At 60.9% G+C, this 23,504-nt stretch carries 25 protein-coding genes; 12 read left to right on the top strand and 13 right to left on the bottom strand.

Annotated elements, in window-relative coordinates:
- The first annotated feature begins 68 nt into the window (after positions 1 to 68).
- The gene (gene rlmF / locus AB4O08_RS07305; protein ID WP_460114780.1) at positions 69 to 1,085 is read left to right on the top strand and encodes a 23S rRNA (adenine(1618)-N(6))-methyltransferase RlmF; all 1,017 of its coding nucleotides are present in this window, start codon (positions 69 to 71) and stop codon (positions 1,083 to 1,085) included.
- 66 nt (positions 1,086 to 1,151) lie between these two features.
- Here rlmF and AB4O08_RS07310 read toward each other — a convergent pair whose 3' ends face one another.
- Entirely contained in the window at positions 1,152 to 1,433 is a 282-nt protein-coding gene (locus tag AB4O08_RS07310; RefSeq protein ID WP_005785131.1) for an HU family DNA-binding protein, read from the bottom strand.
- A gap of 396 nt (positions 1,434 to 1,829) precedes the next feature.
- Between AB4O08_RS07310 and yejK the strand changes: the two genes are divergently transcribed.
- Both yejK and AB4O08_RS07320 read left to right on the top strand, forming a co-directional pair.
- Positions 1,830 to 2,834, top strand: a complete 1,005-nt coding sequence (yejK, locus tag AB4O08_RS07315; protein WP_010212893.1) for a nucleoid-associated protein YejK — start codon at positions 1,830 to 1,832, stop codon at positions 2,832 to 2,834.
- Positions 2,834 to 3,184, top strand: a complete 351-nt coding sequence (locus tag AB4O08_RS07320; RefSeq protein WP_010212895.1) for a glutaredoxin family protein — start codon at positions 2,834 to 2,836, stop codon at positions 3,182 to 3,184. Before yejK ends, AB4O08_RS07320 begins: the two co-directional genes overlap by 1 nt.
- Here the strand turns inward: AB4O08_RS07320 and AB4O08_RS07325 are convergent, their stop codons facing one another.
- From AB4O08_RS07325 to AB4O08_RS07345, 5 genes are read right to left on the bottom strand one after another with little or no spacing between them, the layout of a single operon-like run.
- The gene (locus tag AB4O08_RS07325) at positions 3,185 to 4,162 is read right to left on the bottom strand and encodes a FecR family protein (RefSeq protein WP_010212897.1); all 978 of its coding nucleotides are present in this window, start codon (positions 4,160 to 4,162) and stop codon (positions 3,185 to 3,187) included.
- Entirely contained in the window at positions 4,159 to 4,737 is a 579-nt protein-coding gene (locus AB4O08_RS07330; RefSeq protein ID WP_010212898.1) for an RNA polymerase sigma factor, read from the bottom strand. Before AB4O08_RS07330 ends, AB4O08_RS07325 begins: the two co-directional genes overlap by 4 nt.
- A gap of 8 nt (positions 4,738 to 4,745) precedes the next feature.
- Positions 4,746 to 5,072, bottom strand: a complete 327-nt coding sequence (locus tag AB4O08_RS07335) for a DUF3325 domain-containing protein (RefSeq protein WP_106118903.1) — start codon at positions 5,070 to 5,072, stop codon at positions 4,746 to 4,748.
- On the bottom strand, positions 5,073 to 6,647 hold the full coding sequence (locus tag AB4O08_RS07340; protein WP_460114781.1) for a PepSY-associated TM helix domain-containing protein: 1,575 nt from the start codon (positions 6,645 to 6,647) through the stop codon (positions 5,073 to 5,075). It abuts the gene before it with no gap.
- Complete coding sequence (locus AB4O08_RS07345) at positions 6,644 to 6,946, bottom strand: DUF3649 domain-containing protein (protein WP_010212901.1); 303 nt, start codon at positions 6,944 to 6,946, stop codon at positions 6,644 to 6,646. Before AB4O08_RS07345 ends, AB4O08_RS07340 begins: the two co-directional genes overlap by 4 nt.
- A gap of 170 nt (positions 6,947 to 7,116) precedes the next feature.
- On the opposite strand from AB4O08_RS07345, the gene AB4O08_RS07350 reads away from it, so the two are divergent.
- The 3 genes from AB4O08_RS07350 to fecA all read left to right on the top strand — a co-directional run bounded on the left by AB4O08_RS07350 (position 7,117) and on the right by fecA (position 10,971).
- Entirely contained in the window at positions 7,117 to 7,605 is a 489-nt protein-coding gene (locus tag AB4O08_RS07350; RefSeq protein ID WP_010212902.1) for a sigma-70 family RNA polymerase sigma factor, read from the top strand.
- A complete protein-coding gene (locus tag AB4O08_RS07355; RefSeq protein ID WP_042571695.1) occupies positions 7,602 to 8,543 on the top strand; it encodes a FecR domain-containing protein in 942 nt (313 codons plus the stop codon). The genes AB4O08_RS07350 and AB4O08_RS07355 overlap by 4 nt, the downstream gene beginning before the upstream one ends.
- Before the next feature lie 91 nt (positions 8,544 to 8,634).
- On the top strand, positions 8,635 to 10,971 hold the full coding sequence (gene fecA / locus AB4O08_RS07360; RefSeq protein ID WP_029529237.1) for a TonB-dependent Fe(3+) dicitrate receptor FecA: 2,337 nt from the start codon (positions 8,635 to 8,637) through the stop codon (positions 10,969 to 10,971).
- A gap of 64 nt (positions 10,972 to 11,035) precedes the next feature.
- Here fecA and AB4O08_RS07365 read toward each other — a convergent pair whose 3' ends face one another.
- Together AB4O08_RS07365 and AB4O08_RS07370 are read right to left on the bottom strand one after the other, a co-directional pair.
- On the bottom strand, positions 11,036 to 11,446 hold the full coding sequence (locus tag AB4O08_RS07365) for an HPF/RaiA family ribosome-associated protein (RefSeq protein ID WP_010212906.1): 411 nt from the start codon (positions 11,444 to 11,446) through the stop codon (positions 11,036 to 11,038).
- A 212-nt stretch (positions 11,447 to 11,658) separates the two neighbouring features.
- Positions 11,659 to 12,606, bottom strand: coding sequence for a LysR substrate-binding domain-containing protein (locus AB4O08_RS07370; RefSeq protein WP_010212907.1), 948 nt, complete (start codon positions 12,604 to 12,606; stop codon positions 11,659 to 11,661).
- 137 nt (positions 12,607 to 12,743) lie between these two features.
- Between AB4O08_RS07370 and AB4O08_RS07375 the strand changes: the two genes are divergently transcribed.
- The 3 genes from AB4O08_RS07375 (at position 12,744) to AB4O08_RS07385 (ending at position 16,060) form a co-directional block, all read left to right on the top strand.
- Positions 12,744 to 14,120 (top strand): L-serine ammonia-lyase, encoded by a 1,377-nt coding sequence (locus AB4O08_RS07375; RefSeq protein ID WP_010212908.1) that lies wholly within the window; start codon positions 12,744 to 12,746, stop codon positions 14,118 to 14,120.
- A gap of 61 nt (positions 14,121 to 14,181) precedes the next feature.
- Positions 14,182 to 15,468: a serine/threonine transporter gene (locus tag AB4O08_RS07380; RefSeq protein WP_042571693.1), complete on the top strand. Its 1,287-nt coding sequence runs from the start codon at positions 14,182 to 14,184 to the stop codon at positions 15,466 to 15,468.
- A 277-nt stretch (positions 15,469 to 15,745) separates the two neighbouring features.
- Entirely contained in the window at positions 15,746 to 16,060 is a 315-nt protein-coding gene (locus AB4O08_RS07385) for a DUF3509 domain-containing protein (RefSeq protein WP_010212911.1), read from the top strand.
- On the opposite strand, the gene AB4O08_RS07390 is transcribed toward AB4O08_RS07385, so the two are convergent.
- Positions 16,057 to 16,545 carry a phosphate-starvation-inducible protein PsiE gene (locus tag AB4O08_RS07390; RefSeq protein ID WP_016978246.1) on the bottom strand — a complete coding sequence of 163 codons (489 nt, stop codon included), beginning with the start codon at positions 16,543 to 16,545 and terminating at the stop codon, positions 16,057 to 16,059. The genes AB4O08_RS07385 and AB4O08_RS07390 overlap by 4 nt on opposite strands.
- Before the next feature lie 274 nt (positions 16,546 to 16,819).
- Here AB4O08_RS07390 and AB4O08_RS07395 point away from each other — a divergent pair, with 274 nt between their 5' ends.
- A complete protein-coding gene (locus tag AB4O08_RS07395; protein ID WP_010212914.1) occupies positions 16,820 to 17,080 on the top strand; it encodes a YebG family protein in 261 nt (86 codons plus the stop codon).
- An 89-nt stretch (positions 17,081 to 17,169) separates the two neighbouring features.
- Here the strand turns inward: AB4O08_RS07395 and AB4O08_RS07400 are convergent, their stop codons facing one another.
- Positions 17,170 to 17,883 (bottom strand): dienelactone hydrolase family protein, encoded by a 714-nt coding sequence (locus AB4O08_RS07400; protein WP_021491833.1) that lies wholly within the window; start codon positions 17,881 to 17,883, stop codon positions 17,170 to 17,172.
- A gap of 247 nt (positions 17,884 to 18,130) precedes the next feature.
- Here AB4O08_RS07400 and AB4O08_RS07405 point away from each other — a divergent pair, with 247 nt between their 5' ends.
- A complete protein-coding gene (locus AB4O08_RS07405; protein WP_154847638.1) occupies positions 18,131 to 19,438 on the top strand; it encodes an acetamidase/formamidase family protein in 1,308 nt (435 codons plus the stop codon).
- 8 nt (positions 19,439 to 19,446) lie between these two features.
- Here the strand turns inward: AB4O08_RS07405 and AB4O08_RS07410 are convergent, their stop codons facing one another.
- Entirely contained in the window at positions 19,447 to 20,466 is a 1,020-nt protein-coding gene (locus AB4O08_RS07410; RefSeq protein ID WP_045791286.1) for a Leu/Phe/Val dehydrogenase, read from the bottom strand.
- Positions 20,467 to 20,653: 187 nt separating this feature from the next.
- Here AB4O08_RS07410 and AB4O08_RS07415 point away from each other — a divergent pair, with 187 nt between their 5' ends.
- Positions 20,654 to 21,457 carry a SirB1 family protein gene (locus AB4O08_RS07415; protein WP_010212919.1) on the top strand — a complete coding sequence of 268 codons (804 nt, stop codon included), beginning with the start codon at positions 20,654 to 20,656 and terminating at the stop codon, positions 21,455 to 21,457.
- On the opposite strand, the gene AB4O08_RS07420 is transcribed toward AB4O08_RS07415, so the two are convergent.
- A complete protein-coding gene (locus tag AB4O08_RS07420) occupies positions 21,454 to 22,821 on the bottom strand; it encodes an MFS transporter (protein ID WP_021491836.1) in 1,368 nt (455 codons plus the stop codon). The genes AB4O08_RS07415 and AB4O08_RS07420 overlap by 4 nt on opposite strands.
- A gap of 39 nt (positions 22,822 to 22,860) precedes the next feature.
- Positions 22,861 to 23,502, bottom strand: coding sequence for a maleylacetoacetate isomerase (gene maiA / locus AB4O08_RS07425; RefSeq protein ID WP_460114782.1), 642 nt, complete (start codon positions 23,500 to 23,502; stop codon positions 22,861 to 22,863).
- Between the last annotated feature and the right edge of the window lie 2 nt (positions 23,503 to 23,504).

A 23,504-nucleotide genomic window follows, 5' to 3' on the forward strand; every position in this document is an offset into this window, starting at 1 on the left:
ACATTTGACCGAGTTGCGCTCAAGATGTGTGACAATGCCCACCACTTTGAGCCAACACCAGAATCATCATGACCGCCCCCAGCACGCCAAAACCTCCGCGCAAGAAGCCTAAAACCGCAGCCACGACCAAGCCCGTTGTGCCGCGCAAGGAGGCCACCCTGCATCCGCGCAACCGCCACACAGGCCGTTACGACTTCCCGGCGCTGATCAAGACCACGCCGGAAGTGGCGCAATTCGTGATCATCAACCCATACGGCAAGGAAAGTATCGACTTTGCCAGCCCGGATGCAGTGCGTGTGTTCAACCGAGCGCTGCTGAAAGCGTTCTATGGCATCCAGCACTGGGACATCCCGGCCGACTACCTGTGCCCGCCGGTACCGGGGCGTGCAGACTACGTGCACTTCCTCGCCGACCTGCTGGCCAGTACCAACGACGGCAAGATCCCGCGCGGCTCTATCGTCAAGGTGCTGGACATCGGCATGGGCGCCAACTGCGTCTACCCGCTGATTGGCTACATGGAATACCGTTGGAATTTCCTCGGTTCGGAAGTCGACCCTATAGCCGTCGCCGCAGCCAGGGCCATCGTGCAGTCCAACGACCTGAGCAAGGTCATCCAATTGCGCCAGCAAACCAATCCCAAACAGATCCTGCTGGGCTTGCTGGAGCCGGGCGAGCACTTTGACCTGACCATGTGCAACCCGCCCTTCCACGCGTCGATGGATGAGGCGACCAAGGGCAGCGAACGCAAGTGGCGCGCCTTGGGCAAGGCGGATCCCAAGCGCAAGTTGCCGGTGCTGAACTTTGGTGGCCAATCGGCCGAGCTGTGGTGTGAAGGCGGTGAAGCGCGCTTTGTGACGCAACTCATTGCCGAGAGCGCACACTTTGCTCATAAAGTGCTGTGGTTCAGCACCCTTGTGTCAAAAGCGTCGAACTTGCCCGCGATCGAGACAGCCCTGAAAAAAGCCGGTGTTCTGGAAAGCCAGGTAGTGGAAATGTCCCAGGGCCAGAAGCAGAGCCGTTTCGTGGCATGGACCTTCCAGACCAAGAACGAACAGCAGATCTGGCGTCAGCGCTGGGTGCGTTAAGCACAAATCCCAGGCAACAAAAAACCGTGCCCGGATCACTCCGGTGCACGGTTTTTTTACCGCATCTTACTTGTTAACAGCGTCGGTCAGGCCTTTGGCCACAACCAGCTTGATAACTTTCTTGGCAGCGATTTCGATGGCAGCGCCAGTCGAAGGGTTACGGCCAGTACGGGCAGGACGCTCGGTCACTTTCAGCTTGCCGATACCTGGCAGAGTGATTTCGCCGCCGTTTTCCAGCTGATCGGCAACGATCTGGCCCAGTTGGTCCAGAGCTGCGCGCGCGGTGGTTTTCGGCGCGTCGATAGCTTCAGCGATATCAGCGATCAGTTGGTCTTTAGTCAAAGCCATTGTGGTGTTCCTTCCCTATCAAATTCATATGGATTGCAGAGTGCAGTGTCAGCCGTCGAGCCTGACCGTCATGGCCTGGCACCCCCGGCTATAACCACGGAGATCGGGGTTATAGATGCTTGAAACGGGGATTGGTTCGACCTGACAGATGCTGAATGCACGCTTATCGCCGAGACTTGGCGTAAGACGGGGCAAAACTAGCACAGAGACGGGGAAATATCCGCTTCTACCTACCCATTTGGTCAGCTTTATCGCTCTAAACCGTGAAAAAAAGGCATATAGACCGTCGGAGGGTGCCCAAAACCGCCTTCGAAGCGTGTCTTGGCCAATGGGTGCGGTACACTGGGCGACTTTTCGGGGAGGCCAACTGCTCCCCTTCAACCAGCCGAGAAGCCTATGCCGATCCGTCATTGCATCGTCCACCTGATCGACAAAAAACCCGACGGCACACCCGCAGTTCTCCACGCCCGCGACTCCGAGCTTGCCGAGTCGGCCGCCATCGAGAACATGCTTGCCGACCTCAACGAGAGCTACAACGCCAAACAAGGCAAGGCCTGGGGTTTCTTCCACGCCGAGTCCGGCGCGCACCCGTTCAGCGGCTGGTTGAAGGAGTATTTCGACGGTGGCCAGGATTTCACCACCTTCAGTCGCACGGCGGTCGAGCACCTGCAAAAACTGATGGAAGAGTCCAACCTCTCCACCGGCGGCCATGTGTTGTTTGCCCACTACCAGCAAGGCATGACCGACTACCTGGCCATCGCCCTGCTGCACCACAGCGAAGGCGTGGCGGTGACCGACGAGCTGGACGTGACCCCGTCGCGCCACCTGGACCTCGGCCAGCTGCACCTGGCGGCACGCATCAACGTGTCCGAGTGGCAGAACAACAAGCAGTCCAAGCAGTACATTTCCTTTATCAAGGGCAAGAACGGCAAGAAGGTCTCGGAGTATTTCCGCGACTTCATCGGCTGCCAGGAAGGCGTCGACGGTCCGGGCGAGACCCGTACCCTGCTCAAGGCGTTCAGCGACTTCGTCGAAAGCGAAGATTTGCCGGACGAGTCCGCTCGCGAGAAAACCAAGACCTTGGTGGACTACGCCAGCAGCCAGGCCAAGCTCGGCGAGCCGATGGGCCTGGAGGAACTGTCGGGGTTGATCGATGAAGATCGGCCTAAGGCGTTCTATGACCATATCCGCAACAAGGACTACGGCCTGTCGCCGGAGATCCCGGCGGATAAGCGCACGCTCAACCAGTTCCGCCGTTTCACCGGCCGCGCCGAGGGTTTGTCCATCAGCTTTGAAGCCCATCTGCTGGGCGACAAGATCGAATACGACGAAGCCGCCGGCACCTTGATCATCAAGGGCCTGCCGACTCAACTGACTGATCAGCTCAAGCGCCGTAACTGATGCTTGGCGGGGTTTTCAAGAAAGTCCTGCTGGTGTTGCTGGTGGTGGTAGTGATCCAGAACTGGGGCAAGATCGAGCGGGTGTTCAACCCGTCGCAGGTGGCGCCGGAGCACGTGCGCACTTCGGCGCGTGTGGTGCTCTATTCCACCGAGTGGTGCGGGTACTGCAAGCAGATCCGCCGCTTTCTGGACCAGAAGGGCATTCCCTACCAGGCGTTCGATATCGAGAAAGATGCCCAGGCGCGCAAGGCGTATGAGGCGTTGGGCGGGGGCGGAATTCCGTTCGTGGACGTGAACGGCACGCTGATTCGCGATTACGCACCGGAAAAAATCATGGCGGCGCTGAAATAATCAGCGCACCACGATCATCCGTCCCAATAATGTGTGCTGTTCGAAGCCAAGCACGGCTTGCAACGCATTCAACACGGCCTGCGGGTCCTTGCTCGGGAAACTGCCGCTGACGCGCTTGGCACCCATCTCTTTGTTGAGCAACAGAATGCGACCTGGGTAATAACGCTCCAGGTCCTTGACCACGTCCGACAACGGCGCTTTGTAATAGTTGAGCCAACCGTCGCGCCAGGCCAGGCGTGATTCGCTGTCGACCGCGTGCAGGGCGTCGGCGACGCCCTCGGCGTAGGCCACCTGCTGCCCTGCCGTAAGAATTTGCTGTTGACCCTGCTTGGACGGCGTCACGCCAACCCGCCCGGACAACACCGTCACCTCAGCGCCTGCCGGCTGCAGGCGCACTTCAAATTGTGTACCCAGCACCCGCGCTTCACCACTGCCCGCCTCCACCACAAAAGATTGCCCGGTGTGAGTCACGCTGAAAAAGCCGGCCCCGCGGCGCAACTGGATATGCCGTTCGCCCTGGGTGAAGTCCACGGCGATGGCGCTGTCGGCATCAAGGGTCACTTGGGATTGGTCGGCCAGCGTGACGGTTTTGACTTCGCCCGGCGCCGTCACATAGTCGGCGCCGAAATCATCAACCCAGCGTGACGGCTGCCATCCGACGCCCATGAACACCATCAACAGCAGACAGGCGGCCATCGCCAACGCGCCAGACCAACGCGCCACCCGCGAGCGCTTCGAAGGGTTCATCGCGTTGAGATAACCCTGCAACACCAACGCCTCTTCGTCCGCGAGCTTGCGCGCTGGCACTTCGCTCAACTCCCACAGCACCTGGGCCTGGGCATAGGCCTCGACGTGCGCCGGGTCAGCCCGCAGCCACTGGCTGAACGTGGCCTGGTCACCACCGCTGGGCTGGTCATGCAGCAGACTCAGCCAGGCCAGTGCTGCTTGTTCCTGGGCGGGCGTAGGGGTGACGTTCACGGTGCTTTCCCTGGCGTGCGTGGGGATGAGGGTTCGCGAAGGCTGGCTTTGCAGGCTTCGAGGGCACGCATCATATGTTTTTCCACGGCGCTTTGGGACAGGCCCATCGCCTTGGCGATTTGCGCGTACTTGCGGCCATGGATGCGGTTGAGCAGGAAAATCTGCCGCGTGCGCTCGGGCAGGCTGCGCAAGGCCGCTTCGACGTGACGCAGATCATTGCCGGCTTCCAGTGCCGCCTGGGGTTCCGAACCTTGGTTGTCTTGCTGTTCGGGCAACCAGCCTTCACTGCTGCGCGCCCGCGCGCCTTCGCTGCGCAGGTGATCGATGGCGATGTTGCCGGCGCAGCGCAGCAGGTAAGTGCTGAGTTCCTCGACCTGTACCAAAGGCCGGCGCCAGAAACGCAGGAACAGATCCTGCACCAGGTCGGCCGCCGTGGCGCGGCAGCCCACGCGGCGACTCACCAAGGCCTCCATCTGCGAACGCTGGGACAAAAACACCTGCAGAAAATGCGCACGCCCGCCTGCCGCGTCAGCGTGCTGGCTGTCCTGGGATTCGGGTGGCGTGCTGATCATCATGGGCGGGCTCAGAGGGTGGCGAAGGCTGCAACAGGGCTGGCGAGCAGGCCGACGCCCGCCAGGATCAAGGCCAGCCGTGGCCGATACGGCAACAACAGCACCAGCAGCAATGCGCTGAGCATCAGCACGGCGCACCACTCCACCAGGCCCTGGCCCCATCCGGCGACGTCCACCGCCGGCCAGATCGACACCACCAGCAGCATCCAACCGGTCACACGCAAGCCCAGGCGTCGACGGGGCGAGAGTTTGCGGTGCAGTAACTCGCCGTGGTGACGGTCGGTGGACAGGCAGAGTGCGGTGAATCCGGCATAGCACATCAGCAGTGCGAGGAGCATTTAGTTGGCCTCCTGCTTCAGCGCCAATGGGCGTGCGCGCGCAGCCTTGGTCGCAGGCGCGGTGCGATGCTGCATCTTCCAGGCGGCCCACGCGAGGAACACACCGCTGGCCAGACACGTCAGGTCGAAACCCGCCATGGCCCAGTCGCCGGTTCTCAACGAAACACCGAGGTGGTGCGACGTCGTCAAGGCGTTGAGCAATGGAATGGCGCTAAACAGCAGCGCGCCAATGCTCAGTTGCTCGACCCAGCCCTGACGGCCTCGGCGCAGGACCGCATGCAACAGGCTCAGGCCCCAGGCGATGAAGAAGGTCTGCACTTCCCAGTCGGAACGCTCGGCGAAACTGACCGGCAACAACCGGTTAGCCCAGAAAAACGCCGTGATGGCGATCATCAACCCGGACATGCTGGCGATGTTCAGGACTTCCACCAAGCGTAATTCAAAAGGCATTGCGGCCGCTTTGGCATGTTTGAGCTGGCGCTTGCCGAGCCAGATCACCAGACCGGTGCCGATCATCGCCGTGCCCGCCAGGCCGCAGATAAAGTACAACCAGCGCAGCACCGGCCCGGCGAAATGCCCCATGTGCAGGCCATAGAACGTGCCGCCGATGGCAGCAGGAAGCGACTGCCCGCCACTGACCCGCAACAGCTCGCCGGTGGTGCCGTTGAAGGACACGGTGCTGCCGAAGTCATGCACCACGCTGTCGGAACCCGCACGGAACACATTGACCGAGGCGTTCACATCACTGGGGTTGTTCACGGCGACGCGCCCCACGTGGCCACCGTCCCATTGCGCCCGTGCTTGCTCGTACATCGGCGTCAGCGGCAGCAATGTGCCTGGCTGGCCCAGTGCTGGCGCGTTGTTGGTATTCGGAAACACTTCGCTGAAAAAGGCCCGGGTGTCATTGCCATAGGAAGCAATGATCGGGGCCGGCATCACCATGCTCATGAAGATCACCAGACTGCTGTAGGTAATCATCAGGTGGAAGGGCAATACCAGCACCCCCACCGCGTTATGCCCGTCGAGCCAGGAACGCTGGCCCTTGCGGGGGCGGAAGGTGAAGAAGTCCTTGAAGATTTTCTTGTGGGTGATGATGCCGGTGATCAAGGCGACGAACATCACCATCGCGGCGAGGGTCGAGAGCCAGCGGCCCCAGGGATGGGGCATTTGCAGCTGGAAGTGGAACCGATAGAAGAATTCGCCGCCCATGCTTTCACGGGCTTCCACGGCCTGGCCCGTGACAGGGTCGAGGGTTTTCTGGATGAAGTTGCCGCGTTTGCCAGGGTCGACCTTGTCTTGCCACATCACCGACAGGCCGGGGTCGCGGCTGTCCGGCAGGGTGATGAACCAACGCGCAGCGGTCGGCGCGACCTGCTGCAAATAGGTCTGGGCGGCCGTCAGGCTGCGTGCATCGTCCAGGGCACGGGCCTGCACTTCAGGCTGCATCCAATGGCTGATCTCATCCTTGAAATACGCCAAGGTGCCTGTCAGGAAAATCGCAAACAGCAGCCAGCCAAAGATCAGGCCCGCCCAAGTGTGCAACCAGGCCATGGCCTGGCGGAAACCCTCTTTCATGTGCGCGCCATCCAGAAGCCCACACCTGCCAGGGTGGCAAATGCCGCGCTCGGTAACATCACGCCAAACCAGGCGCGCGCGGCGCTGCGGCAGGCGAAACACCAGAGCACGGCGAGCAGGTAGAACACGAACGAACTCATCATCCCGGTGATCACGGCATCAGCGCGGGAAGTGGGTATCCACAGCGCCAGGCAGATACTGGCCAGGGAGGCCATCAGATAACCGCCCACCACGGCAGCCAGCACGCGCGAGGTGACGGCGAGACGATAGGAGACGGGCAGCGAGGTTTTGCTTTTCATGCGGGAGGCGCCAGGTTCATCAGGTCGCAATATTAATGATAAATATTCTCATAAGCAAAACAGAACGGATGAAAGACCTGTCCCGACGGATTGCCGAAGCCAGTCTCCGCCCCTACAATGCGAACAATTCTTGTTCTCTAAAGCATGGCGATGCTTGTGGAGTGTCCGCGTTGAGCCCGCCCAATACCGTCGAAGTGTTGTACAACGACCATCACCACTGGCTCACCGGCTGGTTGCGACGCAAGCTCGGCTGCCCGGAAAGCGCCGCCGACCTGGCCCAGGACACCTTCATGCGCGTGCTCACTGCGCGGGAAGCACCCACGCTGATCGAGCCCCGTGCGTTCCTCACCACGGTCGCCAAGCGCGTACTGTTCAACTTCTACCGCCGCCAGGACCTTGAGCGCGCCTACCTCGACGCCTTGGCGCAGATGCCCGAGCACGTGGCACCGTCGGAAGAAGAACGTGCAATCATCCTGCAAACCCTGGTCGAACTGGACCAACTGCTCGATGGCCTGCCCGTCCAGGTCAAGCGTGCGTTCCTGCTGGCCCAATGCGATGGCCTGACCTACGCGCAAATCGGCGCTGAACTGGGTATTTCCATTGCCACCGTCAAACGCCACCTGAGCAAAGCGGCCATGCGCTGCTACTTCGCCCTATGAACTTCTCCACTCAAGTCGCCGAACAAGCCGTGCATTGGCTGGTGGAAATGCAGCACGGCGCGCTGAACCCACGCCAGCAAGCCGCCTGGCAGCAATGGTTGAACGCCCACAGCGAACACCAGCGCGCCTGGGACCACATGCAACGCGTCAACCAGCGCCTGCGCGGCATGCCCTCGCCACTGGCCCATGCGGCGTTGAATGCACCAACCTCCACCAGCCGTCGCCAGGCGTTGAAACTGCTGTTGATACTCGGCGCCGGTTCCGCTGCCGCCTGGAGCCTTCGCCAGCAACATATCCTGCCGCCACTGACCGCCGACTACCGCAGCCCCGTTGGCCAGCGACGCAAGGTGCAATTGGCCGACGGCAGCCAGTTGCAGCTCAATACCGGCAGCGCGGTGGATGTGCATTTCGATGGCCGACAACGGCTGATCCGCCTGCTTGAAGGCGAGATACTGCTCACCGGCCACGCAGCCGGTACGCCGCTGCAGGTGCTGACCGGCCAGGGGTTGCTCACCAGCCAGGCGGCACACATGAACGTGCGCCAGTTCAACGACCATACCCAACTGGCGGTCTTGGACGGTCGCGTCGAGGTGATGCCCACTACGTACAGCGGCCTGCCGCTGGCGGTCGACGCCACGCGCCAAGTCAATTTTACGCGCAAAGGCTGGGACACTCCGCGCCCCACCGACGCCAACAGCGGCGCCTGGGCGGACGGCATGCTGGTCGCCGCGCACATGCGCCTGGAAGATTTCCTTGGCGAACTGGGCCGTTATCGTCGTGGCCAGGTCAATTGCGATCCGCAGGTGGCCAACTTGTTGATCTCCGGCAGCTACCCTCTGGACGACAGCGAACGCATTCTCGACCTGCTGGAAGTCAGCCTGCCCGTGAAAGTGCGGCGCTTTACGCGGTATTGGGTGACGGTGCAGGCACGCGCCTGAAATTTATTTCAAAAACACTGAGCCGTTTTCCACCCCTCGCGTGACAGAGAAGGAAAGCCACCTTGATCCTTCCTTCTCAGGACCGCTCTTCATGCCCCAGCAACCGACGCTTCTTGCCCGCACTCTGCGCCAACTCCTACTCGGCGCCAGCTTGAGTCTTACGGCACTTCCCCCTGTGATGGCGGCCGATGCCAAGCCGTATCACATCGCCCCGACGTCGCTGGAAGCTGCGCTGAACCAGTTTGGGCGCGAAGCGGGCGTGCTGATTTCGTTCGGTTCAGAAGTCACGGCGGGCATGCAGAGCCGCGGTTTGTCCGGTAATTACGGCGCCGCGGACGGCCTGCAAAAGCTGCTGGAAGGCACCGGCCTGCAAGCCCGCGCCGAAGGCGACAATGCCTACAGCCTGCAACCGGCCACGGCACCGGCCAGTATCGAATTGGGCACGTCCAGCGTCGTCGGCGACTGGCTGGGCGACGCGGCGCAAACCCATGTGTTCGAACACCCCGGCGCCCGCGATGTGATCCGCCGTGAAGAGTTCGAACGCCAGGGCGCGACCCAGGCCAAGGACGTGCTCAACCGCATTCCCGGCGTAAATGCCCCGGACAACAACGGCACCGGCAGCCACGACATGGCATTGAACTTCGGCATTCGTGGCCTCAACCCGCGCCTGGCATCGCGCTCCACGGTGCTGATGGATGGCATCCCGGTGCCATTCGCGCCGTATGGCCAACCGCAGCTTTCCTTTGCGCCGATCAGCATGGGCAATATGGACGCGGTCGACGTGGTGCGCGGCGGCGGTGCGGTGCGCTACGGCCCGCAGAACGTCGGTGGTGTGGTCAACTTCGTGACCCGTGCGATCCCGGATGCCCCCACGGTCAAAGGCGGCTTGCAGACCGAAACCAGCCCGTCCTCCAGCCACGACGGCTTCAAGACCACCGGCAACCTGCTGGCCGGCGGCACCGCCGACAATGGTTTGGGTGGCGCGATTCTGTACTCCGGAACCCGTGGTGGTGACTGGCGCGAGAACAGCAACACGCGCATCGACGACCTGATCCTCAAGGGCAAATACCAACTGGATGACGCCAACAGCTTTAACGCCATGGCGCAGTACTACGAAGGCCAGGCCGATATGCCGGGTGGCTTGAACGTCGCGGACTACAAGGCGGATCCCTACCAGTCCACCCGCCCCTACGACAAATTCTGGGGCCGCCGTACGATGTTCAACGTCGGCTATCGCTATGAGCAGGACCGCCGTGAATTCACTGTGAACAGTTTCTTCACCAAGACCTTGCGCAGCGGTTACCTGGACCAGGGCACATTCCTTTCGCTGTCCCCGCGTGAGTACTGGGTGCGTGGCATCGAGACCCGCTTCGCCCAAGGCTTTGACCTGGGCCCGACCAGCCACGAAGTGGGCGTCGGCTACCGATACATCAACGAGGCCGGCCACGAGCTGCGTTACCGCACGCCGATTGCCGCCAACCAGCAGATCCCCACTACCAACAGCCGCAACGACCGCGACACCCGTGGCGGCACCGAGGCCAATGCCTTCTTCGTCGATGACCGGATCGATATCGGCAAGTGGACCATCACCCCGGGCATTCGCTACGAGATTATCGAGTCGCAGCAGACGAACAACCTGACCAACGTCAAATACAAGGGCGACTACAACACCGCGCTGCCGGCGCTGAATGTGCTCTACCACCTCACCGACAACTGGAACCTCTACGCCAACACCGAAGGTTCGTTCGGCAGCGTGCAGTACAGCCAGATGCCGAACCGCGTGACCAGCGGCGAAGTGAAACCGGAAAAAGCCCGTACCTGGGAATTGGGTACCCGCTACGACGACGGCACCTTGCGTGCGGAAATCGGCGCGTTCCTGATCAACTTCGACAACCAATACGAAAGCAACCAGACCAATGACTCGGTAATTGCCCGTGGCGAAACCCGTCACCAGGGGATCGAGACCAGCATCAATTACGCGCTTGATGGTTTGAGCCCGGCGCTGGCGGGGTTCGATGTGTATGCCACCTACGCCTACGTCGACGCCACCATTCGCGAAGACGGCCCGAACAAAGGCAACCGCGTGCCCTTCTCCTCCAAGCACAAAGGCACCCTCGGCGTGGGCTACACCGAAGGCCGCTGGAAGCTCAACCTGGACAGCAGCTACCAGAGCAGCCAGTTCGCCGACAACGCCAACACCGAGAAGGAAACCGCCAACGGCGCCAACGGACGCATCCCTGGCTACATGCTGTTCAGCAGCCGTGCGGCCTATGACTTCGGCCCGCAGCTGTCGGACCTGAATGTGGCAGTGGGTGTGAAAAACATCTTCAACACCCAGTACTTCACCCGCTCGTTCGACGATAACAACAAGGGCAAATACGTAGGCGAACCACGCACGGTCTACGTGCAGACCTCTATCGCGTTCTAACGCCGCCCAAACGAAAACGGGCCTGCATATGCAGGCCCGTTTTTAGTGGAGCGTGATAAATCTATCAGCCGTTGAACACAGCGCGTTCTTTTTCCAGAAACTCCTGCTCAAGCTCGTCTTCGTTGACTTTGGTGGTCGGCTGGTTTTTCCCGGCAGCGCGTGGCTTGCCTTGCAGTTTACCAAACAGATGTTCCAACGCATGTTCCAGCTTGGTGGCCGCACCGTCGATCGCCTGTTCCAGGGTATCGGCTTTGTGCAGCACGGACAGCGGTTGATGGCCTTTTGGCCGCGCTTCCAGGCGGCAACTTAAATCGTGGGGACCGGGCTTATCGCCGTTCTCATCCCGCAGGTAGACCTCCACTCGGGTCAGGTCTTCTTCGTAACGTTCGAGCGTGCTCTCAATGGTAGTACGTACCCACTCCTCCAGTCGGATGCTGCTTTCAATATGGTTATCGCTATTGACTTGGATTTGCATAGTTCTTCCCTTATTTCAGCTAGCTCGCGAGAGGTCACAACTGCAACACCGGGTCGGTGAAACCATGACCTCTTAACTACACAATTGAGCAGTCAGCAGAACAATTCAACCCCTTTGCAAAGATAAATCCCACATTACAAATTAAGTCTGACTACGAGCAAAAACACTGTTAGGGTGGGGAGTTAGTTACATCTTCTTACGCCCTGCTAACCTCATAATTGCCCCTCTCCCAACGGGTGCAATCCCCGGAAAATCCCCGCTTCTTCAACCAGCCAATCATGCACCGCGCGTACGCCCGGATGGCTCAGTGCGCCTGGCGCATACAGCAACACGTAACGCTTGTAGTTAGGCACGGCAAGCCCGAAGGGTACGATCAAGGTGCCACGCTCCAGCTCATCGTTGAGCAAGGTGCGTCGCGCAATGGCCACGCCCATACCGGCGATGGCGGCTTCGATGGTCAGGTGGTTGCGGTTGAAGGTGTGACCGCGTCGCACGTCGGCGTGGTGATAGCCGATAGCATTCAGGTAAAACTCCCATTCGGCGTACTCATAACTCCCACGCCAGGCGGTGATGTCGTGCAGCAACGGAAAATGCACCAGGTCGGCGGGACCATGCAGCGGCGGTCTGCCGCGCAGCAGGCTCGGGGCACAGACGGGGAAAATCTGCTCGTCCAACAGGGCTGTGGATAACAAGCCAGGGTAGCTGCCGTCGTTCAAGTCGATGGCCAGGTCGAAGTCGCCCTCATGGAGGGCGATGCTGCTGTCTTCAGCGACCATGCGCAGCTGGATATCCGGAAAGCGCTGCTGCAAACGCGGCAGGCGCGGGGTCAGCCACTTACCGAGAAACGACGGGATCGAGCGCAGGCGCAAGGTGCCGCTGATCATCCCTGCATCCAGGCGCTGCAACTCCGCGTCGATGCTGCCGTAGGCCTCGCCCACCGTGGCCGCCAACCGCTGCCCCTCGGCACTCAGCTCCACCCCACGCGCGCGCCGATGAAACAAGCGGAAACCCAATCGCTCCTCCAACTGGCGAATCTGCTGGCTCACCGCACCCGGTGTGATGTGCAGTTCCTCGGCACAGCGGGTGAACGACAAATGCCGCGCAGCACAGGAAAAAACGTGCAACCAGACATAAGTCTGGCCATGGAGGGGCCGGGTCATAGCGTTTAGTCCTGCTAAAGAGTGTCTTAGGATAATTCGTTGGTCAGTGCCGTTCCAGAGGCTCAGTATCACGCCAATTCCGCTCGCTCTACAAAACATGGCAGCGATTCCTACTCCATTGCTTGTAAGGCTTTAGCATGGCTATCAGTGTTTTCGATCTATTCAAAGTGGGCATCGGCCCTTCCAGCTCCCACACTGTCGGCCCGATGCGGGCGGCGGCAACCTTTGCCCAGGCCCTGATCGATCAACAATTACTGAGCCAGACTCGTCGTGTGGAAGTGCGCCTGTATGGCTCACTGTCCGCTACCGGTGTCGGCCATGCCACCGACCGTGCCTGCGTGATGGGCCTGATGGGCGAATGGCCGGACCGGGTCGACCCCACCTCGATCAATGCACGCATCCAGCAACTGCGCGAATCCGGCCGACTCTTGCTCGCTGGCCTGCAGGACATTGCCTTCAACTGGCAACAGGATCTCCGACTACTGGACGAAAGCCTGCCCTACCACCCCAACGCCATGTCCCTGCACGCCTACGGCGAAAACGGCCTGCTGAGCGAGCAAACCTATTACTCGGTGGGCGGCGGTTTCATCATCGAAGCGGCGGAAGCGGCCTCGGGCATTGCGCCGACCAGCGATGTGCAATTGCCCTACGACTTTTCCAGCGCCGTGGAACTGCTGGCGTTGTGCAACAAGCACGGCTTGCGGGTTTCCGAGCTGATGATGGCCAACGAACGCGCCTGGCGCAGCGACGCCGACATTCGCAGTGGCTTGCTGCATATCTGGTCGGTAATGCGTGAATGCGTGGAACAGGGCCTGCGCGATGAAGGCATCTTGCCGGGAGGCCTGGACGTGCCCCGTCGCGCGGCGAAACTGCACCGCAGCCTGCTGGAAATCGGCAAGCCGAATGTCATCACCTCGACCTTGTCGGCCATGGAGTGGGTCAACCTGTTCGCCCTCGCCGTCAACGAAGAAAACGCCGCCGGTGGGCGCATGGTCACCGCACCGACCAATGGTGCTGCGGGCATCATCCCCGCTGTGCTGCATTACTACATGAAGTTCAACGCCGAGGCGTCCGACGACGACGTGGTGAATTTCTTCTTGGCTGCCGCTGCTGTCGGCATCCTCTGCAAGAAAAACGCCTCGATCTCCGGCGCCGAAGTCGGCTGCCAGGGCGAGGTGGGCTCTGCCTGCGCCATGGCCGCGGCCGGCTTGGCCGATGTCCTCGGCGCCACCCCCGAGCAACTGGAAAACGCCGCCGAAATCGGCCTGGAGCACAACCTCGGCCTCACCTGCGACCCGGTCGGCGGCCTGGTGCAAGTGCCCTGCATCGAGCGCAATGCCATCGCGGCGGTCAAGGCAATCAACGCCACGCAAATGGCCCTGCGCGGTGACGGCAAACACTTCATTTCTCTCGACCGGGTGATCCGCACCATGCGTGATACCGGCGCCGATATGCATGACAAATACAAAGAAACTTCACGGGGCGGCCTGGCGGTCAGCTGGGTGGAGTGCTGATCGGAGCACCTCTACCCGCCCCAACGTGAGCCCGCGCAAAAATAATAACGAGGCAATACCGATGACCGATGTACGTACACCTGCTGCTGAAAATCCCGCTGCCACAACAACCGTGACCACCGGCTGGACCCAATACGACACCACCTGGATGCTGGGCCTCTACGGCACCGCCATCGGTGCCGGTACCCTGTTCCTGCCGATCAACGCCGGCGTCGGCGGCTTCTGGCCGCTGATCGTGCTGGCACTGCTGGCCTTCCCGATGACCTTCTTCGCCCACCGTGGGCTGACGCGCTTTGTGTTGTCGGGCAAATCCGGCGACATCACCGAAGTGGTCGAAGAGCACTTTGGCGTCGGTGCGGGCAAGCTGATCACCCTGCTGTATTTCTTCGCCATTTTCCCGATCCTGCTGGTGTACAGCGTGGCGCTGACCAACACCCTGGGCAGCTTCATGGAACACCAACTGCACATGACCCCACCGCCTCGGGCGATTCTGTCGCTGGTGCTGATTCTTGGCCTGATGGCCATCGTGCGCTGCGGCCAGGGCGTGATCGTCAAGGCCATGAGCGTGTTGGTGTACCCGTTCGTCGCGTCCCTGCTGTTGCTTGCGTTCAGCCTGATTCCCAACTGGAACGGCGCATTCTTCGCCTCCGCCGGTGATGGCATGCCCATGCCACTGTTCTTCAAGACCCTGTGGCTGGCAATTCCGGTGATGGTATTTTCCTTCAACCACTCGCCGATCATCTCCGCGTTCGCCGTCGACCAGAAACGCGTGTACGGCGCGCAGGCCGAGCGCAAAAGCAGCGGCATCCTGGCCACGGCCCACGGCATGATGGTGCTGACCGTGATGTTCTTCTGCTTCAGCTGCGTACTGGCACTGTCGCCGGCCGACCTGGCAGCCGCCAAGGCCCAGAACATCTCGATCCTGTCTTACCTCGCCAACCACTTCCAGACGCCAGTGATCGCCTACGCCGCACCGCTGATCGCGCTGGTGGCCATTACTAAATCCTTTCTCGGCCACTACATAGGCGCCAGCGAAGGTTTCCAGGGCTTGATCGTCAAATTCCTGCGGGGGCGCAATCGCTCGATGTCGGCCAAATGGCTGGAGCGTTGCACCGCGCTGTTCATGGTGCTGACCTGCTGGGCCGTCGCCACCTTCAACCCGAGCATCCTGCGCATGATTGAAACCATGGGCGGGCCGATCATCGCGTGCCTGTTGTTCCTGATGCCGATGTACGCGATTCGCCGCGTGCCATCTCTGCGCAAGTACTCGGGCCAGGTCTCCAACGTATTTGTGGTGGTGATTGGATTGATTGCGCTGTCTGCGATCGTTTTTTCCGTCCTGCCCTGAAACAGATCACTGACCGAAACGACATTACCGAACAAATGTGGGAGCGGGCTTGCTCGCGAACGCGGTGTATCAGCTAATGAATACTCGGCTGAAGGACCGCATTCGCGAGCAAGCCCGCTCCCACATTGGCCCCTTACCGCCTGAAAGATCTCTATACGGCACGGCCCTTGCTGTACAGCTTATGAGGGAAACGGAATTTGGCCGATGGTCAGGAGACGCGAACTAATCCCGACACCGGTCGTCAATGACTGCATGTTCTTATTAGGCGGTACGCACCATGGACAATCCTTTTCAGATCATCACCGACACATTCACTCCCGAATATCGCGTCAACCTGAGCATCCAACGCTTGGACGGCAGCATCATGCTGACCCTCTCCAACGAACAAGGCGTGGTGGCCAAGCGCATGATCAGCGCCGAACAGCGCAATGACCCAAAGCGGCTAAAACGCCTGGTGCAAAGCATCCAGTTCGGCATCGCCATCGAACAGGGCCACAGCGCCATGGAGATCCTGGCGATGATGACGGATGGCGATCACAAAGTCCTACAGCGACCGCCGACCCGCGCCCTGCCGTTCAGCGTCGGGCTTTAAAGCTCGCCCTTCTCGGTCTCCAGGCTCGCCTCGCCCTTGCGACGCGGGCCTTCGACCTTCACCGATGGGAAGGCTGACGACGCGTAACGCACGACCAGAATCGCAAACGCCAACAGCAGAATCCCACCGCACAAGTAGATGATTCCCACATCAGGTGGGTTGTGGTGAGACACGTTGGAGATCAGCAGACGCGTCAGCGCGGTGATCGCCACGTAGATCAGGAAGCGCACCGGCATGTGGTTGGTCTTGAAATAAATCCCGACCATAGCGCCCAGTTCCAGGTAGATGAACAGCAACAAGATGTCATCGATCTTGATGTGCCCGTTCTCCAGCATCCCCAAAAATTCCATCACCGCCGCCCAGGCCGTCACCGCACCAATGGCGAACAGCGCCAGGTAGTGAAACGACTCGACAAACAGATTGCCCAGTGACTCGGCCAGCCCGTGTACTTGCTGGCGCAGCCTTTCGGCCCAATTGATCTTCACGATGATGCTTCCTTAGGTCGACTCGACCGGATAATGCGGGTTAGACGTGACGGTTGTTCTGCATGCAGAAAAAAGGCCAGGGGCAGGTATAAGATGATGGCGGGGTGACATGAGGCACTCCAAACCTGTATTTACGGGCTACATTAAAAAACTGCTACCCAAACCCGAGGGTTTGGCTTACTCTTTTTACTGTATATAAATACAGCACTCTAGCGACACCCGAACACAAGGGCTATTCCCCTTCACTACTGCACCCTGATGACGAGGCCAAAAAATGGCTGTTGAAACCCTGTATCGCAGTACCCGCGACTTGGAGACTACATTCGTGGACCGCAAACTTGCCGACGCACACGACCAGATGCTCGAACTGGCAGAGTCCCTGATGGAAGTCCTGTTGAAAAACGTGGAAGGCTTGACTGAAAAGCAGGCAGAAGACGCCGGTATTTTCATGGCCAAGAACCGCGCCGCCTTTGCAGCAGCGTTCAAGAACAACGCCAGCGCCCTGGCCGAGATCGGGCAGCCAGAGGCAGAGTAAGGAGGCCGGCCCGCCTCCGTTGATTCAGGGTGAACCAACAGGTTCAGGCAGACCGGCAACTGATCGTTTTACCGAAGGCTATTTGCGCCTTACGCCTGCCACAGGGTTTTACCGAAGAAGGTCAACGTGCGGTCCCACGCCAGTTGCGACCATGCGGCGTCGTATTGTGTGTCGGGGATACGGCCGTTGCCGATCGCTGTTTCGTTGGCAAAGGCATGGCGCGCCAGGTAACGGTAGAAGGTCGCGTCCACACCTGCCGCGTGCAGCGTTGACTCCAGCTCCGCGACGGTTTCGATGTTGAAAAAAGCATCCTGTGTGCCCCAATGGCCAATCAGCGGTGCTTTGATTTTTGCCGCATCCAGATATTCAAGCGGTGGGAAGCCATACCAGACCACACCCGCAGCCAGCTCCGGAATTGCATTGAGCGCCAACAGCGTCAACGCCCCGCCCATGCAGTAGCCGGTCACGCCCACTTTTTGCGAGTCGGCCTGCAGGTAGCGCACCGCGCCCTTGATGTCCTGGGATACTGCATCGCCAAAATCCAGGCTGTCCATCAGGTGATGGGCTTCTTCCTCTTCCACGGTCGAGGCGCCGCGATAAAGGTCCGGCACCAGCACCCGGTAACCGCACTCGGCCAGGCGGATGGCCACACCCTTGATCTGCTCGTTCAGCCCCCACCACTCTTGAATCAATACGATGGCCGGCGCCCCTTCCAGCACCGCCGGGCTGGCCAGATAGCCATTGACCTCGGCGCCGTCCGGACGCTTGAACGTTACGGAATGGGCTGTTGCTTGATTGGACATGAATATTCTCCGCAGCAAGTAGGAAAACGATAGCTGAGCAAGCACCTCAAAGCGCCAGCCCACAGAACCCTATCAGGATTTTTGCAGTTACAAACCCTCCTCTCCCATCGTTATGTACCACTGTGTATTAGCGCACCCGCGCGACATATTCGGGATACAAAACACCGGTCTACTGGGCCTGCCTGAACCTTCCCTGATCAATAAGCCGTGACCGAAGGTTCAATCACATAGGACCCGGAGAATAAAAATGCACCACTCAGCACCGGTTGATCGCCTGATCGTCAACACCTACACCAATGGCCTCATCGGCCCCAGCCAGAAGATGCTCGGCCCGCTCGCCGATGGCGGCACGCTTATCACCGGTACTCCGCCGGGGTGTTGGGGCCCGATGATCACGCCCGCATTTGAGGGTGGTCATGAGGTGACTCAACCCGTATTCATCGCCGGCGCAGAGGTTGGTGACGCCGTGGCCCTGAAGATCAAACGCATGCGCGTGACGTCTCTGGCCACTTCGTCAGGTGTCATGCGTTTTGTTGAGGGGCGTTATCATGGCGATCCCTTTGTCGCCAAGTTCTGTTCCAACTGTGGGCAGGAGCATCCCGCCAGCCATGTCGACGGCATCGGCGCCGACGCCATTCGTTGCAACGCCTGCGGGGCGGAGGTCAGCGCATTTCGTTTCAGCCATGGCTACGTCATCGTGTTCGATGCCGAGCATCAGCTGAGCCTGACCGTGAACCAGTTGGTAGCCGACCGCCTCGCCGGCCAGGCACCGGATATGGCGGCGTTGCCGGAGATGTCCGCCCAGCATTCGATTCTGTCCCTGGCCCGCGCCGATATCCCCGGCCTTGCCGCGCACATGCGGCCGTTCCTGGGCAATATTGGCACCACGCCTTCACGGGATCTGCCGGATTCCCACAACTGTGCCGACTTCGGCCAGTACCTGGTCGGCGCGCCCCATCGCTACAGCATGACCCATGAACAACTGCATGCCGCGAAAACCGACGGGCATATGGACACCAACTCGGTACGTGAAGGTTGCGTGCTGATTTGCCCGGTGAGAGTCCCCGGCGCCGGGGTTTACATGGGCGATATGCACGCCCAGCAAGGCAACGGCGAAATTGCCGGGCATGCCACCGATGTATCGGGTGAAACCGAACTGACCGCCCATGTGATCAAGGGGTTGGCACTCGACGGCCCGATCCTGCTGCAGAACCTTGATGACCTGCCGCCCATGGCTCGTCCGATGACTGCCGAGCAACGGTTGCATGTCAGGGCATTGGGCGAGCGCTGGGGGCAGTTCGAGATAGAAGACAACGGACCCATTACGTTTATCGGCAGTGGCGCCGACCTCAACTTAGCGACGGAAAACGGCCTGGAGCGCGCAGCGGCCGTCACGGGCCTGTCGATGGATGAGGTGCGCAACCGCGCAACGCTTAACGGCTCGATTGAAATCAGTCGGCTACCGGGGACCGTCCGCGTCACGCTCCTGTGTCCGATGCACATTCTGGATCGCATGGGGGTCGGCTCACTGGTGCGTGAGAAGTATCAACTCTGACCGGTGTATCAGCGGTACAGCAAACGCTCGGCCAGCTCATCCGCCACCCGTGCGGGTGAGCGTTTTTCCGCCTGGGCGTGAGCGAAGATCTCGGTGAGGCGCGTGCCGATATTGGACAGGTGCGCGGTAATCGTTGGCAGTTCCGCTCCGCTGTGCTTGAGCGCGACGTAGATCAGGCCGCCGGAGTTGATCACGTAGTCGGGGGCGTAGAGGATGCCGCGGCCTTCCAGTTGGTCGGCCACTTGCAGGTTGGTCAGTTGCGCACTGGCGGAACCGGCCACGGCGGCGCAGCGCAACTGGCCAACGCTCTGACGGTTGAGCACGGCGCCCAGGCCGCAGGGCGCGAGGATATCGCACGGCGTGCTCAGCAACGCGTCGTTGGCGATGGGGTGCGCGCCCAACTGCTCCATGGCCAGTTGCACCTTGCCATGATCGATGTCGCTCACCAGCAGTTCCGCGCCGGCGGCGTGCAGCTGTTCAGCCAGGGCGTAACCGACATTGCCCAGCCCCTGAACCGCCACGCGCAGGCCTTCGAGGTTGTCGCTGCCAAGGCGCGCCATGGCGGTGGTGCGGATGCCGGCGAACACGCCCATTGCCGCATAGGGCGAAGGATCGCCTGCGGCAGTGGTGCTGGTGACGTAGCGGGTTTGTTGGGCGATGCAATCCATGTCGGCCACCGAGGTGCCGCTGTCGGTGGCGGTGATGTAGCGGCCGTCGAGTTGCTCGATGCAACGGCCGAAGGCTTCAAACAGGGCCGCGCGATTTTCCACGTGGCCAGGGCGCAGGATCACGGCGGTGCCACCGCCTACCGGCAAACCGGCCAGGGCCGCCTTGTAGCTCATGCCTTGGGCCAGGCGCGCGGCATCGGCCACGGCACTTTCGTCGTCGGGGTAGGAAAGATAGCGACAGCCACCCAGGGCCGGGCCCAGGCGACTGCTATGGATGGCGATGACCGCCTTCAGCCCGGTGACCGGGTCGACGCTCAAGTGCAGCGATTCAAGGCGGGTGCTGTGCATGAGAGCAAACATCGTCAAGCTCCCGAATCACTTCTGGTAGTGGGCCAAGTATAGGCTTGCGGCAGAAAACTGCCGGACCACGCTGGAATAAGACGCCCGTTTTCGCAGAACTTGCGACATAAGCGAGCAGGATATTCTTTAAGCCACTGGACGAAAATTCCCAGCAAGGCTAAAACGGGGGCATACGCCGGAGAATGCAATGAATCCCCGCAAAGCCTTTTTCGCCTGCCTGGAACGCTCCCCACCTGCGCTGTTTGAAGCGGCGTTGTGGATTGCTGCCGAGCATGACCCGACCGTACAACCCTCGCAGACCCTGCAGGAACTGACCTTGCTGCAACAACAGGTGAGCCAGGGCATGCCCCTGTTGCCGGCGGATGAACTCGGCCAGCCGCTGTTGCGACGTCTGAATGACCTGGGGTTTGCCCAGGATGAATTCACCCCTTTGCGCCCCGCCGCCGCCCTGCTGGACAAAGTCTTGCAGCGCAAACGTGGGCAACCCCTGGCTATGGGCCTGATCGCCCTTGAGCTGGCGCGCCGCCTGGAAATCCCCATGGTCGGCGTGAATTTCCCCGGCCATTTCCTGCTGCGGGTACCCGGCGCCGATCACCTGCTGGATCCCTGCGGCGGTCGGCGGTTGTACCCCAACGATTGCCGCGACCTGTTGCAGCGCCAATACGGCCCCAACCTCAAGCTGCAGGCCGATCACCTGCACACCGCCGATCCACGTTCGATCCTGCAACGGTTGTCACGCAACCTGCGACAACTGCACCTTTCCAACGACATTCCACTCCAGGCCCTGATCGACGCCGAACGCGTGCTGGAACTGGGCAATGCCAGCGCCGCCGATTACCTGGCACGGGCGAGCCTGTATCAGCGCCTCGACTGCCCCAACGCCGAACGCTTCGACCTGGAACATGCGCTGATGCTCAGCGAAGACCCGATCCAGCGCCTGCGCCTGACCGAGCGCCTGGGGCACCTGCCGCCCAATTCAGTGGTGCATTAGGCCTGTGGCGCCTTGAGGGTATCCCCAGCCAACGGGCTCTTCGAACCTTCAGCTTCGGGCGAACGCACCTGAATGATCAACAGAGCCGCGATCACCGCCGGGATCGCGCAGAAAAAGAAAATCTGCTGCACCGGGATATGCATTGCCAGCAACAGGCTGCCAAACAACGGCCCCAGGATTGAACCAAAACGCCCCACTCCCAGCGCCCACCCCGTACCGGTGGCACGTACATGCGCGGGGTAGAAGTTACTGGCGAAGGCATTGAGGGTCAGTTGACCACCGATGATGCAAAAACCGGCCGCAACGACACAGGCCACCAAGTAGCGCGGGTTATCATGGTTCAGGCCGAGCAGAAGCGTGCACACCGCTGCGGCGGCCAGTACGCCGGACAACAGCCGCACTTTGCGTTTCAAGCGGTCGGCGAACCAGGCCATGGCGATGGCACCCAAAGTACCGGCGAACAGGAACATCGAGGTCACCAGGTTGGCCTCTTTCAACGCCAACCCACTCTCCAGCAGTAACGACGGAAGCCAACTGATCATGAAATACAGCAGGATCAGGCTGACAAAAAACGTCGACCAGATCAGCAGCGTCGGACGTGCGTAGCCATTGCGGAACAGTTCCACCACCGTCAGTTTGCTGCCCTGCTCCTGTTGGTTTTCGGCCTCGGTCGCCAGCGGCGGTTGCCAGCCCGGCAGCATGCGTGACGTCACGTTCTGCAACCGTGCATAGGGTGGTGCATCACGCAGCAAACGCGGCAATGATTCCGGCAGCAGCCATACCAGAAACGGGAACAACAGCAATGGCGTCACGCCACCCGCCAGAAACACCGCCTGCCACCCAAAGCCTTCGATAAACCCCGCCGCCACAAACCCGCCCGCCGCACCGCCGAACGAGAAGCCACACGCCGCCAAGGTCACCATCAAGGTACGCAGGCGCGGCGGCGAGTATTCCGACATCAACGCCATCGCACTCGGCATCGCGCCCCCCATACCGATGCCGCAGATAAACCGGGCGGCCATCAGTGTGGTCAGCGAGTTGGCGAACACCATCAACACGGTGAGGCTGGCGTAGATCAGCACACAGCCGAGCAGGATGCGCCGCACGCCGAACCGATCCGCCAGCGGCGTCACCAGCAACGACCCCAAGGTAAGCCCCAGCAGGTTGGCGCTGAAGACCGGGCCAAATGCAGCCTTTTCCAGCCCCCAGTCCTGGGCCAGCGCCGGCACCACGTAACCCAGCACTTGGGCGTCATAGCCGTCGGTCACCAGCAGCAGCGCCAGCAACAGGAGAATCAACCACTGATAGCGCGACACCGGACGGGCGTCGAGTGCCGCGCGAAAGCTGGCAAGCTGATTGTGCATCGCAAGTACCTGTTTTTTATTTTTATGGAACAGCAGGAATCAGGCAGCGGGTGTATCCGGTTGATTGGCGGGGTGTGCCCGCACAAATGCCGGGTGCTGGGCCGCCAACGCCGCCACCCGTCCAATGCGCGGGTAACTGGCCAACGGCACCTTGAAGCGCTCGGCCGCATACAGTTGCGGGATCAGGAACGTATCGGCCAACCCCGGCTGCTCGCCGAAGCAAAACCCTTGGTCGCCGATCAACTGTTCCACCGCGCCCAAGCCCTGGCTGATCCAATGCCCGATCCACTCCAACAGTTGCGCCTCGTCATGCCCCCATTGGCGCAGCAGATTCTGGGTGCTGGAGTTATGCAGCGGATGGATATCGCAGCCGATGATCGAGGCCACCGCACGCTCATGAGCGCGGGTCGCCAGGTCCCTGGAGAGCAGCGGCGCCTGTGGATAACGTTCGTCGAGGTACTCGATGATCGCCGGCGACTGAATCAACAGTTCGCCCTCCTCGGTACCCAAGGCCGGGACACGACCTTGCGGGTTGATCGCCAGGTACTCGGGCTGGCGATGGGCACCGCCCGCCGGCACCAGCAGGTTGACCGGCACGGCGGTGAAGTCCAGGCCCTTGAGCGCCAGGGCGATGCGCACCCGATACGACGAGGTGGAACGGTAGTAGGTGTAGAGTTCCATCG

Source organism: Pseudomonas sp. H3_E07, assembly GCF_054668895.1.

What these genes read in the sequence shown, in the direction of transcription:
- AB4O08_RS07380 (WP_042571693.1), top strand. Translation starts at nt 14,182, where the DNA reads ATGACCGATGTACGTACACCTGCTGCTGAAAATCCCGCTGCCACAACA.
- AB4O08_RS07335 (WP_106118903.1), bottom strand. Translation starts at nt 5,072, where the DNA reads ATGCTCCTCGCACTGCTGATGTGCTATGCCGGATTCACCGCACTCTGC.
- AB4O08_RS07330 (WP_010212898.1), bottom strand. Translation starts at nt 4,737, where the DNA reads ATGATGATCAGCACGCCACCCGAATCCCAGGACAGCCAGCACGCTGAC.
- AB4O08_RS07400 (WP_021491833.1), bottom strand. Translation starts at nt 17,883, where the DNA reads ATGTCCAATCAAGCAACAGCCCATTCCGTAACGTTCAAGCGTCCGGAC.
- AB4O08_RS07375 (WP_010212908.1), top strand. Translation starts at nt 12,744, where the DNA reads ATGGCTATCAGTGTTTTCGATCTATTCAAAGTGGGCATCGGCCCTTCC.
- maiA (WP_460114782.1), bottom strand. Translation starts at nt 23,502, where the DNA reads ATGGAACTCTACACCTACTACCGTTCCACCTCGTCGTATCGGGTGCGC.
- AB4O08_RS07415 (WP_010212919.1), top strand. Translation starts at nt 20,654, where the DNA reads ATGAATCCCCGCAAAGCCTTTTTCGCCTGCCTGGAACGCTCCCCACCT.
- AB4O08_RS07405 (WP_154847638.1), top strand. Translation starts at nt 18,131, where the DNA reads ATGCACCACTCAGCACCGGTTGATCGCCTGATCGTCAACACCTACACC.
- AB4O08_RS07410 (WP_045791286.1), bottom strand. Translation starts at nt 20,466, where the DNA reads ATGTTTGCTCTCATGCACAGCACCCGCCTTGAATCGCTGCACTTGAGC.
- AB4O08_RS07385 (WP_010212911.1), top strand. Translation starts at nt 15,746, where the DNA reads ATGGACAATCCTTTTCAGATCATCACCGACACATTCACTCCCGAATAT.
- yejK (WP_010212893.1), top strand. Translation starts at nt 1,830, where the DNA reads ATGCCGATCCGTCATTGCATCGTCCACCTGATCGACAAAAAACCCGAC.
- AB4O08_RS07355 (WP_042571695.1), top strand. Translation starts at nt 7,602, where the DNA reads ATGAACTTCTCCACTCAAGTCGCCGAACAAGCCGTGCATTGGCTGGTG.
- AB4O08_RS07320 (WP_010212895.1), top strand. Translation starts at nt 2,834, where the DNA reads ATGCTTGGCGGGGTTTTCAAGAAAGTCCTGCTGGTGTTGCTGGTGGTG.
- AB4O08_RS07395 (WP_010212914.1), top strand. Translation starts at nt 16,820, where the DNA reads ATGGCTGTTGAAACCCTGTATCGCAGTACCCGCGACTTGGAGACTACA.
- rlmF (WP_460114780.1), top strand. Translation starts at nt 69, where the DNA reads ATGACCGCCCCCAGCACGCCAAAACCTCCGCGCAAGAAGCCTAAAACC.
- AB4O08_RS07420 (WP_021491836.1), bottom strand. Translation starts at nt 22,821, where the DNA reads ATGCACAATCAGCTTGCCAGCTTTCGCGCGGCACTCGACGCCCGTCCG.
- fecA (WP_029529237.1), top strand. Translation starts at nt 8,635, where the DNA reads ATGCCCCAGCAACCGACGCTTCTTGCCCGCACTCTGCGCCAACTCCTA.
- AB4O08_RS07345 (WP_010212901.1), bottom strand. Translation starts at nt 6,946, where the DNA reads ATGAAAAGCAAAACCTCGCTGCCCGTCTCCTATCGTCTCGCCGTCACC.
- AB4O08_RS07340 (WP_460114781.1), bottom strand. Translation starts at nt 6,647, where the DNA reads ATGAAAGAGGGTTTCCGCCAGGCCATGGCCTGGTTGCACACTTGGGCG.
- AB4O08_RS07310 (WP_005785131.1), bottom strand. Translation starts at nt 1,433, where the DNA reads ATGGCTTTGACTAAAGACCAACTGATCGCTGATATCGCTGAAGCTATC.
- AB4O08_RS07370 (WP_010212907.1), bottom strand. Translation starts at nt 12,606, where the DNA reads ATGACCCGGCCCCTCCATGGCCAGACTTATGTCTGGTTGCACGTTTTT.
- AB4O08_RS07365 (WP_010212906.1), bottom strand. Translation starts at nt 11,446, where the DNA reads ATGCAAATCCAAGTCAATAGCGATAACCATATTGAAAGCAGCATCCGA.